This is a genomic window from Streptomyces sp. NPDC037290 (assembly GCF_055603245.1).
On record NZ_JBVJVZ010000001.1, the window covers coordinates 357,297 to 373,184 of the forward strand.

Here is a 15,888-nt window from a genome sequence, read left to right on the forward strand (position 1 = left end):
GGAGCAGACCGAATGAGACGGTCCTGGTCTGCTCTGAGAAATCCGAACCCTCGGATTCAGGATGGATGGAGCCACCCCGGACGGGCACCCCTCGCCAGAGCCCCCGGACGCCTCAAGAACTTCAACACGCTGAACTTGACAGAGAAGACGTCGGGCAGGGCGACGCGACCGTCCTGGCGGCGGGCGAGGGAGCCGGGGTGGTCGTGGACGCCGGGCCCGATCCCACGCTGGTCGACCACTGTCTGCGCCGGCTGGGCATCACGCGTGTCCCGCTGCTCGTCCTGACGCATTTCCACGCCGACCACGTGGCGGGACTCCCCGGTGTCCTGCGGGGCCGTGCGGTGGCCGCGATCGAGACCACCGGCTTCGAGGAGCCCGCGGATGAGGCGGAGTTCGTCAGAAGGGAGGCGGCGGCCCGGCACATCCCGGTCACCCGGGCCGTCGCGGGTGAGGAACGCCGCACCGGGCCGCTGTCCTGGCGGGTCCTGTGGCCCCCACCGAGCACTCCGCAGCAGCCCCCGGACACGCCGGCCACCGGGACGCGAGCCCCGGACGCGCAGGTCCCGGCATGGCCGGGCCCGGTGCCCGAGCCGGACGGTCCGAACGACGCCAGCGTCGCGATGCTGGTGCGCTCGGGCGGACTCCGGCTGCTGTTGCTGGGTGATCTCGAACCGCCGGCCCAGCAGGCGTTGTCGCGCTCACCGGTGGCGGCCGAGCTGGCCGGGGTGGACGTCCTGAAGGTGGCCCATCACGGCTCGGCGTACCAGGACCCGGAGCTGATACGGCTGGCGGCTCCCCGGGTGGCGCTCATCAGCTGCGGTGCGGACAACCCGTACGGCCATCCGGCTCCGGCGACCGTGGCCGCGCTGCGGGCGGGCGGCGCGCTGGTGCTGCGCACCGACCGGGACGGGGAGCTCGCGGTCGGCGGGACGGGAGGGGCCGGTGGGGAGCTGCGGGTGGCGAGAGACTGAGGAGTGGGTGCGAGCCCAGACTGGGCCCATGAACTCAAGCCAGATCGAGGCCTGTCTCCGCCGGATCGGGGCCGGGCGCCCGCAGGAGCCCACCGGCCGGGCGCTGCGTGAACTGCAGCTGTGTCATCTGCGGACCGTTCCGTTCGAGAACCTGTCCATCCACCTCGGCGAGGAGATCCTGCTGGAGGAGGAATGGCTGTGGGACAAGGTGACGGGACGCGGGCGGGGCGGCTTCTGCTACGAGCTGAACGGCCTGTTCGGTGCGTTGCTCGCCGCTCTCGGCTACGAGGTCGAACTGCTCGCGGCCCGCGTGTACGACGACGAGGGGCGGCTCGGCGTCCCGTACGACCATCTCGCCCTGCGGGTAGGGACGGTGGAGGGGGACACCTGGCTCGCGGACGTCGGGTTCGGAGCGCACAGCCACTACCCGCTGAGGTACGCGGAACGTGCGGAGCAGCATGATCCGGGCGGAGTGTTCCGGGTGGTGGAGGCCGGACGGGACGCGGCCGGGGTGCGCGGCGGCTCGGCGGGGGCCGGGGACCTGGACGTCGTACGGGACGGCAGGCCGCAGTACCGGCTGGAGACCCGGCCCCGGGTGCTCGGGGACTTCGTGGCCGGGGCGTGGTGGCACACGACCTCGCCGCTGTCCCACTTCACCCGGTCGCTGGTCTGCTCACGGGTCACCGAGGACGGAGGGAGGATCACGCTCAGCGGGCGTGTGCTGAGGACGACGGGTGGCGACGGGAGGCGCGAGACACGGGAGTTGGAGACGGACGAGGAGGTGCTGACGGTGTACCGGGAGCGGTTCGGGATCGAGCTGGACCGGGTGCCGGCCGTGCGGAACCCGAAGGTGAGCCCCTGATCCGTCTCGGGGGCGGCGCGTGGGCGAGGCAGACGTGGGCGGCCTTCCGGGGCCTGGTCCGCCCTGGCGGTTCGGTTCTCGTGCGCTGCCGGAGAATGGGCGCGTGAGCGATGTGAGACATGTGCTGGTGCTGCCCGACCGGGATGCCGCGGAGGAGGTGGCCGAGGCACTCGGGGAGCGGTTCGGTCTCGACGAGGAGCCGCGGCTCGTCCGGGACGCGCTGGCCGGCGAGGACGACGCCGAGGACGCGCAGTGGCTGGTGGTGCTGCGGGACGAGGAGGGGCGGCTGGAGCCCGCGGAGCTGGATGCTTTCGCGGGGAAGTGGGACGGCTGGCGCGAGGAGCCGTGACCCCGGGGCGGGGTCCGGGTTCGCTCCGGGACCGGTCAGGGTGCCGGGGCCGCCTCGTTGTCAGTGCCGCGTGGGATGCTGTGAGCGATGGCCAGGAAGACTGCGAATGACGACCCTCTCGCCCCGGTGACGCTTGCCGTGGGCCAGGAGGACCTCCTGCTCGACCGTGCCGTGCAGGAGGTGGTGGCCGCTGCCAGGGCCGCCGACGCCGACACGGACGTACGCGACCTCACCCCGGACCAGTTGCAGCCCGGCACGCTCGCCGAGCTCACCAGTCCTTCGCTCTTCGCCGAGCGGAAAGTCGTGGTCGTACGCAATGCGCAGGACCTGTCCGCCGACACGGTCAAGGACGTGAAGGCGTATGTCGGCGCGCCCGCCGAGGAGATCACGCTCGTGCTGCTGCACGCGGGCGGGGCCAAGGGCAAGGGACTGCTGGACGCCGCACGCAAGGCGGGGGCCCGCGAGGTGGCCTGCCCGAAGATGACCAAGCCGGCCGACCGGCTGGCCTTTGTGCGCGGTGAGTTCCGGGCGGCGGGCCGGTCGGCCACCCCCGAGGCCTGCCAGGCGTTGTGCGACGCCATCGGCAGTGATCTGCGGGAGCTGGCCTCGGCGGTGTCGCAGCTGGTTGCCGACGTGGAGGGGACCATCGACGAGGCCGTCGTCGGGCGGTACTACACCGGCCGGGCCGAGGCCTCCAGCTTCACGGTCGCCGACCGGGCCGTGGAGGGGCGCACGGCGGAGGCGTTGGAGGCGCTCAGATGGTCGCTGGCGACGGGCGTGGCGCCGGTGATGATCACCAGTGCGCTGGCCCAGGGCGTGCGGGCGATCGGGAAGCTGTCCTCCGCGCGCGGGGGCCGGCCGGCCGATCTGGCGCGGGAGCTGGGGATGCCGCCGTGGAAGATCGACCGGGTGCGGCAGCAGATGCGGGGGTGGACGCCGGACGGGGTCGCGATGGCGATGCGGGCCGTCGCGGAGGCCGACGCGGGGGTGAAGGGAGGCGGGGATGATCCCGGGTACGCGCTGGAGAAGGCGGTGGTGACCATCGCCCGGGCCGCCCGGTCGAGGGGCCGGGGCTGATCCGGTCGCCGCGGCGTGGCGGGCCCGGAGAACCGCGGGCGTCAGCCGTTGCGCCGCCGGCGGATGAGTGGGCGGTGCATGGCTGAACATCCGCACGGGCCGGCTCCTGGTCGCGCAGCCCGGCATGCCGAAGGCCCCGCCACCCACCCTGGGGAAGGGAGGGCACCGAGGCCTTCGGTTCAAGCTGCTGGACTCGCACCCGCGTGGCGAACGCAGGCCGCGTGCGAATCCGGGGTGCCGGCCGGGAGCGGATGAGAGAGGGCCCGCTCTGGGTCCTTCCGGCGGTCAGATCAAAAAAGGGGTTCAGCCCTTGAGGGACGCGACCTTGGAAGCGAGCGCCGACTTCTTGTTGGCGGCGGCGTTCTTGTGGATGACGCCCTTCGAGACGGCCTTGTCGAGCGCACGCGCAGCAGCGCGCTGCAGCTCGGTGGCCTTCTCGACGTCACCCGCGGCAGCGGCCTCGCGGGCCTTGCGGATCGCGGTCTTCAGGGAGGACTTGACGGCCTTGTTGCGCAGCCGAGCCTTCTCGTTGGTCTTGATCCGCTTGATCTGGGACTTGATGTTCGCCACGAAGGAGCCTTTTCAGGTTCTGGTACGGGGCCGCTCGGGTCCCGTACCGGTGATCCAAAATTTCTCTGACGCGCCTCGCACCGAGAGGGCATGAGGCACAGCCATCTACAGTACCAGTGGCCCTGCGACCGGCCCAAAACGGTCCTCGGTCCCTCCGCGTGGGACCATGGAGACTACGTATCGATCCGACCCGAGGCATAAGGCGCCTCAAGAGACAGGACCCTGCGTGCCCGCGACCCCTAACCATGTGCCCGAGCCGAGCCGTACCGACCCGGCTCTGATCCGCAATTTCTGCATCATCGCGCACATCGACCACGGCAAGTCCACGCTCGCCGACCGGATGCTCCAGCTGACCGGTGTGGTCGAGCAGCGGCAGATGCGTGCTCAGTACCTCGACCGGATGGACATCGAGCGCGAGCGCGGCATCACGATCAAGTCCCAGGCGGTGCGTCTGCCCTGGGCCCCGACCGAGGGCCCCGACCAGGGTGCGACCCACATCCTCAACATGATCGACACCCCGGGGCACGTCGACTTCACCTACGAGGTCTCGCGGTCGCTCGCCGCCTGCGAGGGGACCATCCTCCTCGTCGACGCCGCCCAGGGCATCGAGGCGCAGACCCTCGCCAACCTCTACCTGGCGATGGAGAACGACCTCACGATCATCCCCGTACTGAACAAGATCGACCTGCCGGCCGCCCAGCCGGAGAAGTTCGCCGAGGAGCTGGCGAACCTGGTCGGCTGCGACCCGGAGGACGTCCTCAAGGTCTCCGCCAAGACCGGTCTCGGTGTCGACGCGCTGCTGAACAAGGTCGTCAAGGAGATCCCGGCACCGGTCGGGGTCGCCGACGCGCCCGCCCGCGCGATGATCTTCGACTCCGTGTACGACTCGTACCGCGGCGTCGTGACGTACGTCCGTGTCATCGACGGCCAGCTCAACAAGCGCGAGCGCATCAGGATGATGTCGACCGGCGCCACGCACGAGCTGCTGGAGATCGGCGTCAGCTCGCCCGAGATGCTCCCCGCCGACGGCCTCGGCGTCGGCGAGGTGGGCTACCTCATCACCGGTGTGAAGGACGTCCGCCAGTCCAAGGTCGGCGACACCGTCACCAGCCAGCAGAAGGGGGCCACGGAGGCGCTCGGGGGCTACAAGGACCCCAAGCCGATGGTCTTCTCCGGCCTGTATCCGCTGGACGGCTCCGACTACCCCGAGCTGCGTGAGGCCCTGGACAAGCTGCAGCTCAACGACGCCGCCCTCGTCTACGAGCCGGAGACCTCCGCCGCCCTGGGCTTCGGCTTCCGCGTCGGTTTCCTCGGCCTGCTGCACCTGGACGTGATCCGGGAGCGGCTGGAGCGCGAGTTCGGCCTCGACCTGATCGCCACCGCCCCCAACGTGGTCTACCGCGTGGTCATGGAGGACGGCAGCGAGCACACGGTCACCAACCCGAGCGAGTTCCCCGAGGGGAAGATCAACGAGGTCTACGAGCCGGTCGTGCGGGCCACCATCCTCGCGCCCACCGAGTTCATCGGCTCGATCATGGAGCTGTGCCAGACCCGGCGCGGCACCCTGCTCGGCATGGACTACCTCTCGGAGGACCGCGTCGAGATCCGCTACACGCTGCCGCTCGCGGAGATCGTCTTCGACTTCTTCGACCAGCTGAAGTCCAAGACCCGCGGCTATGCCTCGCTGGACTACGAGCCCACCGGCGAGCAGACCAGCTCCCTGGTCAAGGTCGACATCCTGCTGCACGGCGACAAGGTGGACGCGTTCTCCGCGATCACCCACAAGGACCAGGCGTACGCGTACGGCGTGCGGCTCGTCGCCAAGCTCAAGGAGCTGATCCCGCGGCAGGCCTTCGAAGTGCCGGTGCAGGCCGCCATCGGCTCCCGGGTCATCGCCCGCGAGACCATCCGCGCCATCCGCAAGGACGTCCTCGCCAAGTGCTACGGCGGTGACATCTCCCGTAAGCGGAAGCTGCTGGAGAAGCAGAAGGAAGGCAAGAAGCGGATGAAGATGGTGGGTTCCGTGGAGGTTCCGCAGGAGGCCTTCATCGCCGTCCTGTCCAGCGATGACAGCGCGGGGTCGGCCAAGGGCAAGAAGTAACCAACGGTAACAGCGGGTTGCGCCCATAAACGGGACACAAGGGGGTCCGCCGTGCGAAAGCGCGGCGGGCCCCTACGCGTGCGTAACGTCGCTCTGCGTGGAAAGTGACAGGCCGATGCCCCTTACGCAGCGGCCGGTCGCGGCTTACTCTGATCCCTGCTCGATAGTTACTCGCGAGTTAAACAAGTGCTCGAACCCCCACCGTGAGTTAACCCAGCCGCACCGAGTCAGCCGCACCGTCGCGGGCCCCCGGAGGATGTCGTGAGCGACACACAGACCCTGATCGAGAACCGTCCGCCGTCCGTGGCGTCCCTCTTCCTGGAGCGCGTGGCGGCCACACCGGACGCCGAGGCCTACCGCTATCCGGTGCCGTCGGCCTCCGGTCAGGGCCCCGACGACTGGAAGTCACTCAGCTGGGCGCAGGCCGCCGAGCGGGTGTACGCGATCGCGGCCGGCCTCATCGAGCTGGGCGTGCAGCCCGAGCAGCGGGTGGCGCTCGCCTCCTCCACCCGGGTCGAGTGGATCCTCGCGGACCTCGGCATCCTGTGCGCCGGGGGCGCGACGACCACCGTCTACCCGCAGACCAACGCCGACGAGTCGGCCTTCATCCTCTCCGACTCCGAGAGCCGGGTGCTGATCGCCGAGGATGCGGCCCAGGTCGCCAAGGCCCTCGAGAAGCGCGCCGAGCTGCCCGACCTCACCAAGGTCGTCGTGATCGACCCGGCCGGCGCCGAGACGGGCGACTGGGTGATCACCCTCGCCGAGCTGGAGCGGCGTGGCGCCGCCTACCTGGAGACGCACCCCGAGCTGATCAAGGAGCGGGTCGGCGCGATCACCCGTGAGCAGCTCGCCACCCTCATCTACACCTCCGGCACCACCGGCCGCCCCAAGGGTGTGCGCCTGCCGCACGACAACTGGGCGTACATGGCCAAGGCGATCGCCGCGACCGGCCTGATCAGCGGCGAGGACGTGCAGTACCTGTGGCTGCCGCTCGCGCACGTCTTCGGCAAGGTGCTCACCTCCGGCCAGATCGAGGTCGGGCACGTCACCGCCGTCGACGGCCGCGTCGACAAGATCATCGAGAACCTTCCGGTGGTCCAGCCGACGTACATGGCGGCCGTGCCGCGCATCTTCGAGAAGGTCTACAACGGCGTCGCCGCCAAGGCCCGCGAGGGCGGACCGGCCAAGTACAAGATCTTCCAGTGGGCCGCCGAGGTCGCCCGCGAGTACGCCAAGGTCAGCCAGGACAACTTCCGGCGCACCGGCACCCACGCCGTGCCGTTCGGGCTGGCCGCCAAGCACAAGGTCGCCGACACGCTCGTCTACGCCAAGCTCCGCGACGCCTTCGGCGGCCGGCTGCGCGCCTGCGTCTCCGGCGCCTCCGCGCTCGCGCCCGAGATCGGCTACTTCTTCGCCGGCGCCGGCATCCACATCCTGGAGGGCTACGGCCTCACCGAGTCCTCCGCCGCCTCCTTCGTCAACCCCGGCGAGGCCTACCGCACCGGCACCGTCGGCAAGCCGCTGCCCGGCACGGAGGTGCGCATCGCCGACGACGGCGAGATCCTGCTGCGCGGCCCCGGCATCATGGAGGGCTACCACGGGCTGCCCGAGAAGACCGTCGAGGTGCTGGAGTCCGACGGCTGGTTCCACACCGGGGACATCGGCGAGCTGTCGCCCGACGGCTATCTGCGCATCACCGACCGCAAGAAGGACCTGATCAAGACCTCCGGCGGCAAGTACGTCGCACCGGCCGAGGTCGAGGGCCATTTCAAGGGCGTGTGCCCGTACGTCTCCAACATCCTGGTGCACGGCGCCGACCGGAACTACTGCACGGCCCTCATCGCCCTGGACGAGATCGCCATCCTGGACTGGGCGAAGGAGAACGGCCTGGAGGGCAGGCCGTACGCGGAGATCGTCGCCGCGCCGCAGACCGTGGAGATGGTCGACGGGTATGTGCGCCAGCTCAACGCCGGACTGCAGAAGTGGCAGACCATCAAGAAGTTCCGGCTGCTGCCGCGGGATCTCGATGTGGAGCACGGCGAGATCACGCCGAGCCTGAAGCTGAAGCGGCCCGTGGTGGAGCGGGAGTACCGGCACCTCATCGACGAGATGTACGCCGGTACGCGGGAGGCGTAGCGCGGTTCTGACAGGGGCGGCCGGGGACCGCCGGCGGCTGTGCGTCATCAGTGGCCGCTCGCGCGGTTCCCCGCGCCCCTGAGGGGGTTTGTGCTCGCCGCCGCTCGAAAGTTGCCGTCTTCTGGCCACTTCGGTGACTCGGCGCTTATGGGCGCCCCCTGTCTGTCACCCTGGGCCGCATGGACATGGCGGCCATACCGACGCAGCGGGAGAGCGAACCCCGGGCCTTTGAGGTTCGGGGGCGCGCCACGCTGCCCGGAGGTCCCCTCGCGCCCGGCTCGGCCCGGGCGCTGGTGCGGGCCGCGCTGGCCGACGCGCCCGGGGTCCCGGTCCGGCTCGTCGACGACGCCATGGCGGTCGTCAGCGAGCTGGTCACCAACTCCGTCGTGCACGCCGGTACGGACGTGGAGGTCGACTGGCGCCTCGAGGAGACCGGCGCGTTCGTCGTGGAGGTGGGCGACCTCCATCCCTCCCGCGCCCCGCGCGACCCCCTCGGCGGCGAGGGGGCGTACGACATCCCGGAGTACGGGCGCGGCCTGCGACTGGTCACCACGCTCGCCGAGTCCTGGGGCGTCACCTACCGCGCCGGCGCCAAGACCGTCTGGGCGAGGCTGCCCCCGGGCGGCGTCGAGGACCCGGACGCGGCCGCGCCGGAGTCGGCCCTGGAGGTCGCCGAGGACCTCGCCCCGCAGCCGCACCGCCTCGACGGCGACCGGGACTGGCTCGGCCGGGGCGCGCTGTCCTTCCTCGCCGAGGCCTCCGACCTGCTCGCGGGTCAGCTGGACGAGAACCTGGTCACGGCGCTGACCGGCCAGCTCATCGTGCCCCGGCTCGCCGACTGGTGCGCGGTGTGGCTGGAGGACGAGGCGACCGTGCGCACCGGCGCGGGCGGCGGCCCCGACCGGGTCTGGCACGCCAGCGAGAACCGCGTCGGGGAACTGCGCTGCGCCCTGGAGAAGGAGCCGCCCTGCCCGCGCGACGGGCTGCGCTCCGGTCCCGAGTCGTACCCGTGGCCCGGCCACGCGCTCGGCCCGCAGGGCACCGACGGCACGGCGCTGGCGTACCGGCTGATCGCGGGCGGCCGGCCGCTCGGCACGCTGGTCATCGGCAGGGTCGGGCTGCTGGGCTTCCCCGACGAGGTCACCGGGCTCGTGGAGGACCTCAGCCGCCGGGTGGCCCTGGCCATCGGCGCGGCCCGCCAGTACGCCCGCCAGGCCACCATCAGCGCCGTCCTGCAGCGCGGCCTGCTGCCCGGCGCGGTCGCCGAGATCCCGGGCGTGAGCAGCGCGCTCGTCTACGAGCCCTGCGACAAGGGCGGCCCCAGCGGCGACTTCTACGATCTGTTCCCGGCCGGCGACGGCCGCTGGTGCTTCGCCGTCGGCGACGTCCAGGGCAAGGGCCCCGAGGCGGCGGTCGTGATCGGCCTCGCCCGCCCCTGGCTGCGCCTGCTCGCCCGCGAGGGCTACCGCGTCGCCGACGTCCTCGACCGCCTCAACCAGCTCCTCCTGGACGACGCCACCGAGGCCGCCGACGCCGCCGCCCGCGCCCTCGTCGCCGTCGGAGGCCGGCCGATGGCCGCCGCGGACGGCCCGCAGACCCGCTTCCTGTCCCTGCTCTACGGCGAGCTGACCCCGTACGAGGGCGGGGTCCGCTGCACCCTCGCCTCCGCCGGCCATCCCCTCCCGCTCGTCCTGAGCCCCGACGGCACCGTGCGCACCGCCGCCGGCCCGCAGACCCTGCTCGGCGTGGTCGAGGACGAGACCTACACCAGCGAGACCCTCGACCTGCGGCCCGGCGACAGTCTGCTGTGCGTCACCGACGGGGTGACCGAGCGCCGCTCCGGCTCCCGGCAGTTCGACGACGGCGACGGGCTCGCCCGCGCCCTGTCCGGCTGTGCGGGGCTCAGCGCCGAACTGATCGCGGAAAGGATCCGCCGCCTGGTGCACGACTTCGGCGGGGGCCTGCCGGAGGACGACCTGGCGCTGCTGGTGCTCCAGGCGGAGTGACCGCCGCCGTACGGGACAATGGAGTACATGCCTTCCGCACTCCCCGACGGCGAGCCCGTCCCCGCCGACGGCGCGCTGCCCGCGCACGCGCTCGCCGGGGCCGCCGAGCGCCCCCTCGGCTTCTACCTGCACGTCCCGTACTGCGCGACCCGCTGCGGCTACTGCGACTTCAACACCTACACCGCGACCGAGCTGCGCGGCACGGGCGGCGTGCTGGCCTCCCGCGACAGCTACGCGGACACGCTGACCGACGAGATCCGGCTCGCCCGGAAGGTGCTCGGCGACGATCCGCGTCCGGTCCGTACGGTCTTCGTCGGCGGCGGTACGCCGACGCTGCTGGCCGCGGACGACCTCGTACGGATGCTGGGGGCGATCCGCGACGAGTTCGGTCTCGCGCCGGACGCCGAGATCACGACGGAGGCGAACCCGGAGTCGGTCGACCCGGCCTACCTCGCCACCCTCCGCGAGGGCGGCTTCAACCGGATCTCCTTCGGCATGCAGAGCGCGAGGCAGCACGTGCTGCGCGTGCTCGACCGCACCCACACCCCGGGCCGCCCCGAGGCGTGCGTCGCGGAGGCGCGGGCGGCGGGCTTCGAGCACGTGAACCTGGACCTGATCTACGGCACCCCCGGCGAGAGCGACGACGACTGGCGGGCCTCGCTGGACGCGGCGATCGGCGCGGGACCGGACCACGTCAGCGCGTACGCGCTCATCGTCGAGGAGGGCACCCAGCTCGCCCGCCGGATCCGCCGGGGCGAGGTCCCCATGACCGACGACGACGTCCACGCCGACCGCTACCTGATCGCCGAGGAAACCCTCTCCGGGGCGGGCTTCGACTGGTACGAGGTCTCCAACTGGGCCACCTCCGAGGCGGGCCGCTGCCTGCACAACGAGCTGTACTGGCGCGGCGCCGACTGGTGGGGCGCGGGCCCCGGTGCGCACTCGCACGTGGGCGGGGTGCGCTGGTGGAACGTCAAGCATCCGGGGGCGTACGCGGCGGCCCTCGCCTCCGGCCGCTCCCCGGGGGCCGGGCGTGAACTGCTGTCCGACGAGGACCGGCGGGTGGAGCGGATCCTGCTGGAGCTGCGGCTGCGGGAAGGTGTGCCGCTGTCCTTGCTGAGGGAGGAGGGGCTCCAGGCGTCCCGGCGGGCGCTGGCGGAGGGGCTCCTCCAGGAAGGGCCGTACGACGAGGGGCGGGCCGTGCTGACGCTGCGGGGGCGGTTGCTGGCGGACGCGGTGGTGCGGGACCTGGTGGATTGATCACTCCCGCGAGTGAATCCCTCCGGAACGCCGGTTCGGTCCCTAACCTGGTTCGTAGGCTGCCGCCAAAAGGACGCGGCGGATGTGGAGGGCCACGGAGATGACCGCTGTGGACGAGCGTGGGATGACCAAGTACTTCGAGGAGCTTGAGCCTCCCGAGGGCGTCAAGGTCGAACTTCTCCGGGGGGAAATCGTGATGATGGCGAGCCCTGATCTTGTGCACAACATGATCGTGGAGGACGTGCTGGATCAGATCCCACGCAAGCGGTGGTCTCGCCTACAGACCCAGGACGTCGACATTGTCGATGAGGCCAGTGAGCCAGTGCCGGACCTGGTGGTTCTCGAGCGCGAAGTCAGGCCTGCCTCGGGTCGACTGCTGCCGTGCAGCCTGATCACCATGGTCGTCGAGGTCGTCTCCAAGACCAGCGTCCAGCGGGACTACGAGATCAAGCGGTCGATCTACGCCGCCGGCAAGGTACCGGCCTACCTCATCGTGGACCCGATCATGGCGCAATGCGTCTTGCTGACGAGGCCCGTCGGGCGGGGTGAGGACGCGGAGTACCAGCGACAGGAGATCACCAAGTTCGGGGCACCGCTGCTGCTGGAGGACCTGGGGCTCGAATTGGACACCAACGAGTTCGGCACCTACCCGAAGGTCAGACCCCACCGCTACCCGTAACAAAGTCGATCAGCTCCTCCACCCGCCCCAGCAACTCCGGCTCCAGGTCCTTGTAGGACCCCACCCGCTTCAGGATCGCCTGCCACACCGCGCCCGTGTTCTCCGACGGCCAGCCCAGCGCCCGGCACACCCCCGTCTTCCAGTCCTGCCCCCGCGGCACCTTCGGCCAGGCCTCGATCCCCAGCGACGACGGCTTCACAGCCTCCCAGATGTCGATGTACGGGTGGCCCACGACCAGCGCGTGCTCACTCGTCACCGACTCCGCGATCCGCCACTCCTTCGTGCCCGGCACCAAGTGGTCCACCAGGACGCCCAGCCGCGCGTCCGGACCCGGCGCGAAGGCCGACACGATCGACGGCAGGTCGTCCACACCCTCCAGGTACTCCACGACCACGCCCTCGATGCGCAGGTCGTCGCCCCACACCTTCTCGACCAGCTCGGCGTCGTGCCGGCCCTCGACGTAGATGCGGCCGGCGCGGGCCACGCGGGCGCGGGCGCCGGGGACGGCGACCGAACCGGATGCCGTACGGGTGGGCCGTACCGGACCGGAGGACGACGGGCGCACCAGCGTCACCACCCGCCCCTCCAGCAGGAAGCCCCGTGGCTCCAGCGGGAACACCCGGTGCTTGCCGAAGCGGTCCTCCAGCGTCACCGTGCCCGCCTCGCAGCGGATCACCGCCCCGCAGAACCCGGTGCCGGGCTCCTCCACCACCAGGCCCGGCTCCGCCGGTACCTCCGGCACCGGCTGCTGCTTCTTCCACGGCGGAGTCAGGTCGGCGGAGTACTGGCGCATTCGGATGACGATAGGAGAAGCCGTGGGCCACGACTCACGACACGCCGAAACGCGCCGCCAGTTGATCACGCTGGCGTCGCACGAACCCCGCGTCCACCACCGCTCCGTGACCGGGCACGTACAGCGCGTCCTCGCCGCCCAGCGACAGGAGCCGGTCCAGGGCGTCCGGCCAGCGGGCCGGGACCGCGTCCGGGCCCGCCTGCGGTTCGCCGGACTCCTCCACCAGGTCGCCGCAGAAGACCACCTCCGGATCCCCCGGGACCAGCACGGCCAGATCGTGCGCGGTGTGGCCGGGACCCACGTTCGCCAGCAGCACCTGGCGGCCGCCCCCGAGGTCCAGCGTCCACTCGCCGGAGACCAGGTGCCGGGGCACGGCCAGCGCGTCCACCGCCTCGTCGGCGTCGGCGACCGGCAGACCGTTGCGCACCGCGTCCAGGCGCAGCTCCTCCCGCTCGTGCGCGAGGACGGCGTCCATACCGACGGGCCCGTACACCTCCGCCCCGGCGAACGCGGCCGCCCCGAGGACATGGTCGAAGTGGGGGTGCGTCAGCGCGAGATGGGTCACACGGCCGCCGGCGAGTTCCTCGGCCTGCGCCCGTAGCCGCGCGCCCTCGGCGAGACCGGAGCCGGCGTCCACCATCAGCGCCGTACCCGCCCCGAGGACCAGTCCGGCCGTGCAGTCCCAGCCGGGCAGCCGGCACCGCCCGACCCCGGCGGTCAGCCGCTCCCACCCCAGCTCTTCCCAAGTCACCGTCATACCGCGACGCTAGCCCCAGGAGCCGCCGCGACCGCACCGACCTTGCCCCGGGTGTACCCCACAGCCGTACACTGGGCCCGGGAGCGCTGGCACTCACATGCGAAGAGTGCCAGGCGGATACACCGCGGAACAGAGGGGACGACATGCTGGAGGTGCGCGCGGATGCTGAGTGAACGCAGGCTTCAGGTACTGCGCGCCATCGTCCAGGACTATGTCGGCACCGAGGAGCCGGTCGGGTCGAAGGCCCTGACCGAGCGGCACAGCCTCGGGGTCTCCCCGGCGACCGTCCGCAACGACATGGCGGCCCTGGAGGACGAGGGGTACATCGCGCAGCCGCACACCAGCGCGGGGCGCATCCCCACCGACAAGGGCTACCGGCTGTTCGTGGACAAGCTCGCGGGCGTCAAGCCGATGACCGCGCCGGAGCGGCGGGCCATCCAGAACTTCCTGGAGGGGGCCGTCGACCTCGACGACGTCGTGGCCAGGACCGTGCGGCTGCTCGCGCAGCTCACACGGCAGGTCGCCGTCGTGCAGTACCCGTCCCTGACCCGGTCCACCGTCCGGCACGTGGAGTTGCTCTCGCTCGCTCCCGCGCGCGTGATGCTCGTGCTGATCACGGACACCGGCCGGGTCGAGCAGCGGATGGTCGACTGCCCGGCGCCCTTCGGCGAGTCCTCGCTCGCCGACCTGCGCGCGCGGCTGAACAGCCGGGTCGCGGGCCGCCGGTTCACGGACGTGCCGAAGCTGGTCGAGGACCTGCCGGACGCCTTCGATCCCGAGGACCGCGGTACGGTCTCCACCGTGCTCTCCACCCTGCTGGAGACACTGGTCGAGGAGAACGAGGAGCGGCTGATGATCGGCGGAACCGCCAATCTCACCCGCTTCGGGCATGACTTTCCCCTCACGATCCGGCCCGTCCTGGAGGCCCTGGAGGAGCAGGTCGTGCTCCTCAAGCTCCTGGGCGAGGCGAAGGATCCGGGCGTGACCGTGCGCATCGGGCACGAGAACGCCCACGAGGGACTCAACTCCACCTCGGTGGTGTCGGTGGGCTACGGTTCGGGCGGCGAGGCGGTTGCCAAGCTCGGCGTGGTCGGACCGACCCGCATGGACTACCCGGGAACGATGGGAGCGGTACGCGCAGTGGCACGGTACGTCGGACAGATCCTGGCGGAGTCGTAAGTGGCCACGGACTACTACGCCGTTCTCGGCGTGCGCCGCGACGCGTCGCAGGATGAGATCAAGAAGGCGTTCCGCCGGCTCGCGCGCGAGCTGCACCCGGACGTCAACCCGGACCCGAAGACCCAGGAGCGGTTCAAGGAGATCAACGCCGCTTACGAGGTGCTGTCGGACCCGCAGAAGAAGCAGGTCTACGACCTCGGCGGCGACCCGCTCTCCCAGGCGGGCGGCGCCGGTGCGGGCGGCTTCGGGGCCGGTGGCTTCGGCAACTTCTCCGACATCATGGACGCGTTCTTCGGTACGGCGTCGCAGCGCGGGCCGCGCTCGCGCACCCGGCGCGGCCAGGACGCGATGATCCGGATCGAGGTCGAGCTGGACGAGGCGGCCTTCGGGACCACCAAGGACATCCAGGTCGACACCGCGGTCGTCTGCAACACCTGCAACGGCGAGGGCGCGGCGCCCGGTACGACCGCCCAGACCTGTGACATGTGCCGCGGCCGCGGTGAGGTCTCCCAGGTCACCCGGTCCTTCCTGGGCCAGGTCATGACCTCGCGGCCCTGCCCCCAGTGCCAGGGCTTCGGCACGGTCGTGCCGACCCCGTGCCCCGAGTGCGCCGGCGACGGCCGCGTCCGCTCCCGCCGGACCCTGACCGTGAAGATCCCGGCCGGTGTCGACAACGGCACGCGGATCCAGCTCGCCGGTGAGGGCGAGGTCGGCCCCGGTGGCGGTCCGGCCGGTGACCTGTACGTCGAGATCCACGAGCTGCCGCACCAGACCTTCCAGCGGCGCGGCGACGACTTGCACTGCACGGTCACGATCCCGATGACCGCGGCCGCCCTCGGCACCAAGGTGCCGCTGGAGACCCTGGACGGCATGGAGGAGGTCGACATCCGGCCCGGCACCCAGTCCGGCCAGTCGATCCCGCTGCACAACCGGGGCGTCACACATCTGCGCGGCGGCGGCCGGGGTGACCTGATCGTGCACGTCGAGGTGCAGACCCCGACCAAGCTGGACCCGGAGCAGGAGCGACTGCTGCGCGAGCTGGCCAAGCTGCGCGGCGAGGAGCGGCCCCAGGGACAGTTCCAGCCGGGGCAGCAGGGGTTGTTCTCGCGGTTGAAGGATGCGTTCAACGGTCGCTGAGGTGCGCTGCG

Annotated in this window: 13 protein-coding genes and 1 pseudogene; 11 read left to right on the forward strand and 3 right to left on the reverse strand. The window is 71.3% G+C overall.

Features of this window, described 5'->3' with window-relative positions; all coding sequences use genetic code 11:
• Positions 1-146 precede the first annotated feature (146 nt).
• The 4 genes and pseudogenes from ACZ7HQ_RS01630 to holA all read left to right on the forward strand — a co-directional run.
• Positions 147-971: pseudogene (locus tag ACZ7HQ_RS01630) on the forward strand (ComEC/Rec2 family competence protein); the annotation flags it as partial.
• Between the two features lie 28 nt (positions 972-999).
• Positions 1,000-1,833: an arylamine N-acetyltransferase family protein gene (locus ACZ7HQ_RS01635; RefSeq protein WP_470983255.1), complete on the forward strand. Its 834-nt coding sequence runs from the start codon at positions 1,000-1,002 to the stop codon at positions 1,831-1,833.
• Between the two features lie 103 nt (positions 1,834-1,936).
• The gene (locus ACZ7HQ_RS01640; RefSeq protein WP_470983257.1) at positions 1,937-2,182 is read left to right on the forward strand and encodes a hypothetical protein; all 246 of its coding nucleotides are present in this window, start codon (positions 1,937-1,939) and stop codon (positions 2,180-2,182) included.
• Between the two features lie 87 nt (positions 2,183-2,269).
• Complete coding sequence (gene holA / locus ACZ7HQ_RS01645; RefSeq protein WP_470983259.1) at positions 2,270-3,259, forward strand: DNA polymerase III subunit delta; 990 nt, start codon at positions 2,270-2,272, stop codon at positions 3,257-3,259.
• A gap of 303 nt (positions 3,260-3,562) precedes the next feature.
• On the opposite strand, the gene rpsT is transcribed toward holA, so the two are convergent.
• A complete protein-coding gene (gene rpsT, locus ACZ7HQ_RS01650; RefSeq protein WP_470983261.1) occupies positions 3,563-3,829 on the reverse strand; it encodes a 30S ribosomal protein S20 in 267 nt (88 codons plus the stop codon).
• 226 nt (positions 3,830-4,055) lie between these two features.
• Here rpsT and lepA point away from each other — a divergent pair, with 226 nt between their 5' ends.
• The 5 genes from lepA to ACZ7HQ_RS01675 all read left to right on the forward strand — a co-directional run bounded on the left by lepA (position 4,056) and on the right by ACZ7HQ_RS01675 (position 12,011).
• A complete protein-coding gene (gene lepA, locus ACZ7HQ_RS01655; RefSeq protein ID WP_470983264.1) occupies positions 4,056-5,930 on the forward strand; it encodes a translation elongation factor 4 in 1,875 nt (624 codons plus the stop codon).
• A gap of 261 nt (positions 5,931-6,191) precedes the next feature.
• Positions 6,192-8,066, forward strand: coding sequence for an AMP-dependent synthetase/ligase (locus ACZ7HQ_RS01660; protein ID WP_470983266.1), 1,875 nt, complete (start codon positions 6,192-6,194; stop codon positions 8,064-8,066).
• A gap of 185 nt (positions 8,067-8,251) precedes the next feature.
• The gene (locus tag ACZ7HQ_RS01665; protein ID WP_470985149.1) at positions 8,252-10,072 is read left to right on the forward strand and encodes a SpoIIE family protein phosphatase; all 1,821 of its coding nucleotides are present in this window, start codon (positions 8,252-8,254) and stop codon (positions 10,070-10,072) included.
• 27 nt (positions 10,073-10,099) lie between these two features.
• On the forward strand, positions 10,100-11,332 hold the full coding sequence (gene hemW / locus ACZ7HQ_RS01670; RefSeq protein WP_470983268.1) for a radical SAM family heme chaperone HemW: 1,233 nt from the start codon (positions 10,100-10,102) through the stop codon (positions 11,330-11,332).
• A 100-nt stretch (positions 11,333-11,432) separates the two neighbouring features.
• Complete coding sequence (locus tag ACZ7HQ_RS01675) at positions 11,433-12,011, forward strand: Uma2 family endonuclease (RefSeq protein ID WP_470983270.1); 579 nt, start codon at positions 11,433-11,435, stop codon at positions 12,009-12,011.
• On the opposite strand, the gene ACZ7HQ_RS01680 is transcribed toward ACZ7HQ_RS01675, so the two are convergent.
• Positions 11,989-12,804 (reverse strand): DUF3097 domain-containing protein, encoded by an 816-nt coding sequence (locus ACZ7HQ_RS01680; protein ID WP_470983273.1) that lies wholly within the window; start codon positions 12,802-12,804, stop codon positions 11,989-11,991. The two genes, ACZ7HQ_RS01675 and ACZ7HQ_RS01680, sit on opposite strands and share 23 nt — an antisense overlap.
• Positions 12,805-12,838: 34 nt before the next feature.
• Positions 12,839-13,561 carry an MBL fold metallo-hydrolase gene (locus ACZ7HQ_RS01685; protein ID WP_470983276.1) on the reverse strand — a complete coding sequence of 241 codons (723 nt, stop codon included), beginning with the start codon at positions 13,559-13,561 and terminating at the stop codon, positions 12,839-12,841.
• A 162-nt stretch (positions 13,562-13,723) separates the two neighbouring features.
• Between ACZ7HQ_RS01685 and hrcA the strand changes: the two genes are divergently transcribed.
• Together hrcA and dnaJ are read left to right on the forward strand one after the other, a co-directional pair.
• Positions 13,724-14,740, forward strand: coding sequence for a heat-inducible transcriptional repressor HrcA (hrcA, locus tag ACZ7HQ_RS01690; protein WP_470983278.1), 1,017 nt, complete (start codon positions 13,724-13,726; stop codon positions 14,738-14,740).
• A complete protein-coding gene (gene dnaJ, locus ACZ7HQ_RS01695) occupies positions 14,741-15,877 on the forward strand; it encodes a molecular chaperone DnaJ (protein ID WP_470983280.1) in 1,137 nt (378 codons plus the stop codon).
• Positions 15,878-15,888 lie beyond the last annotated feature (11 nt).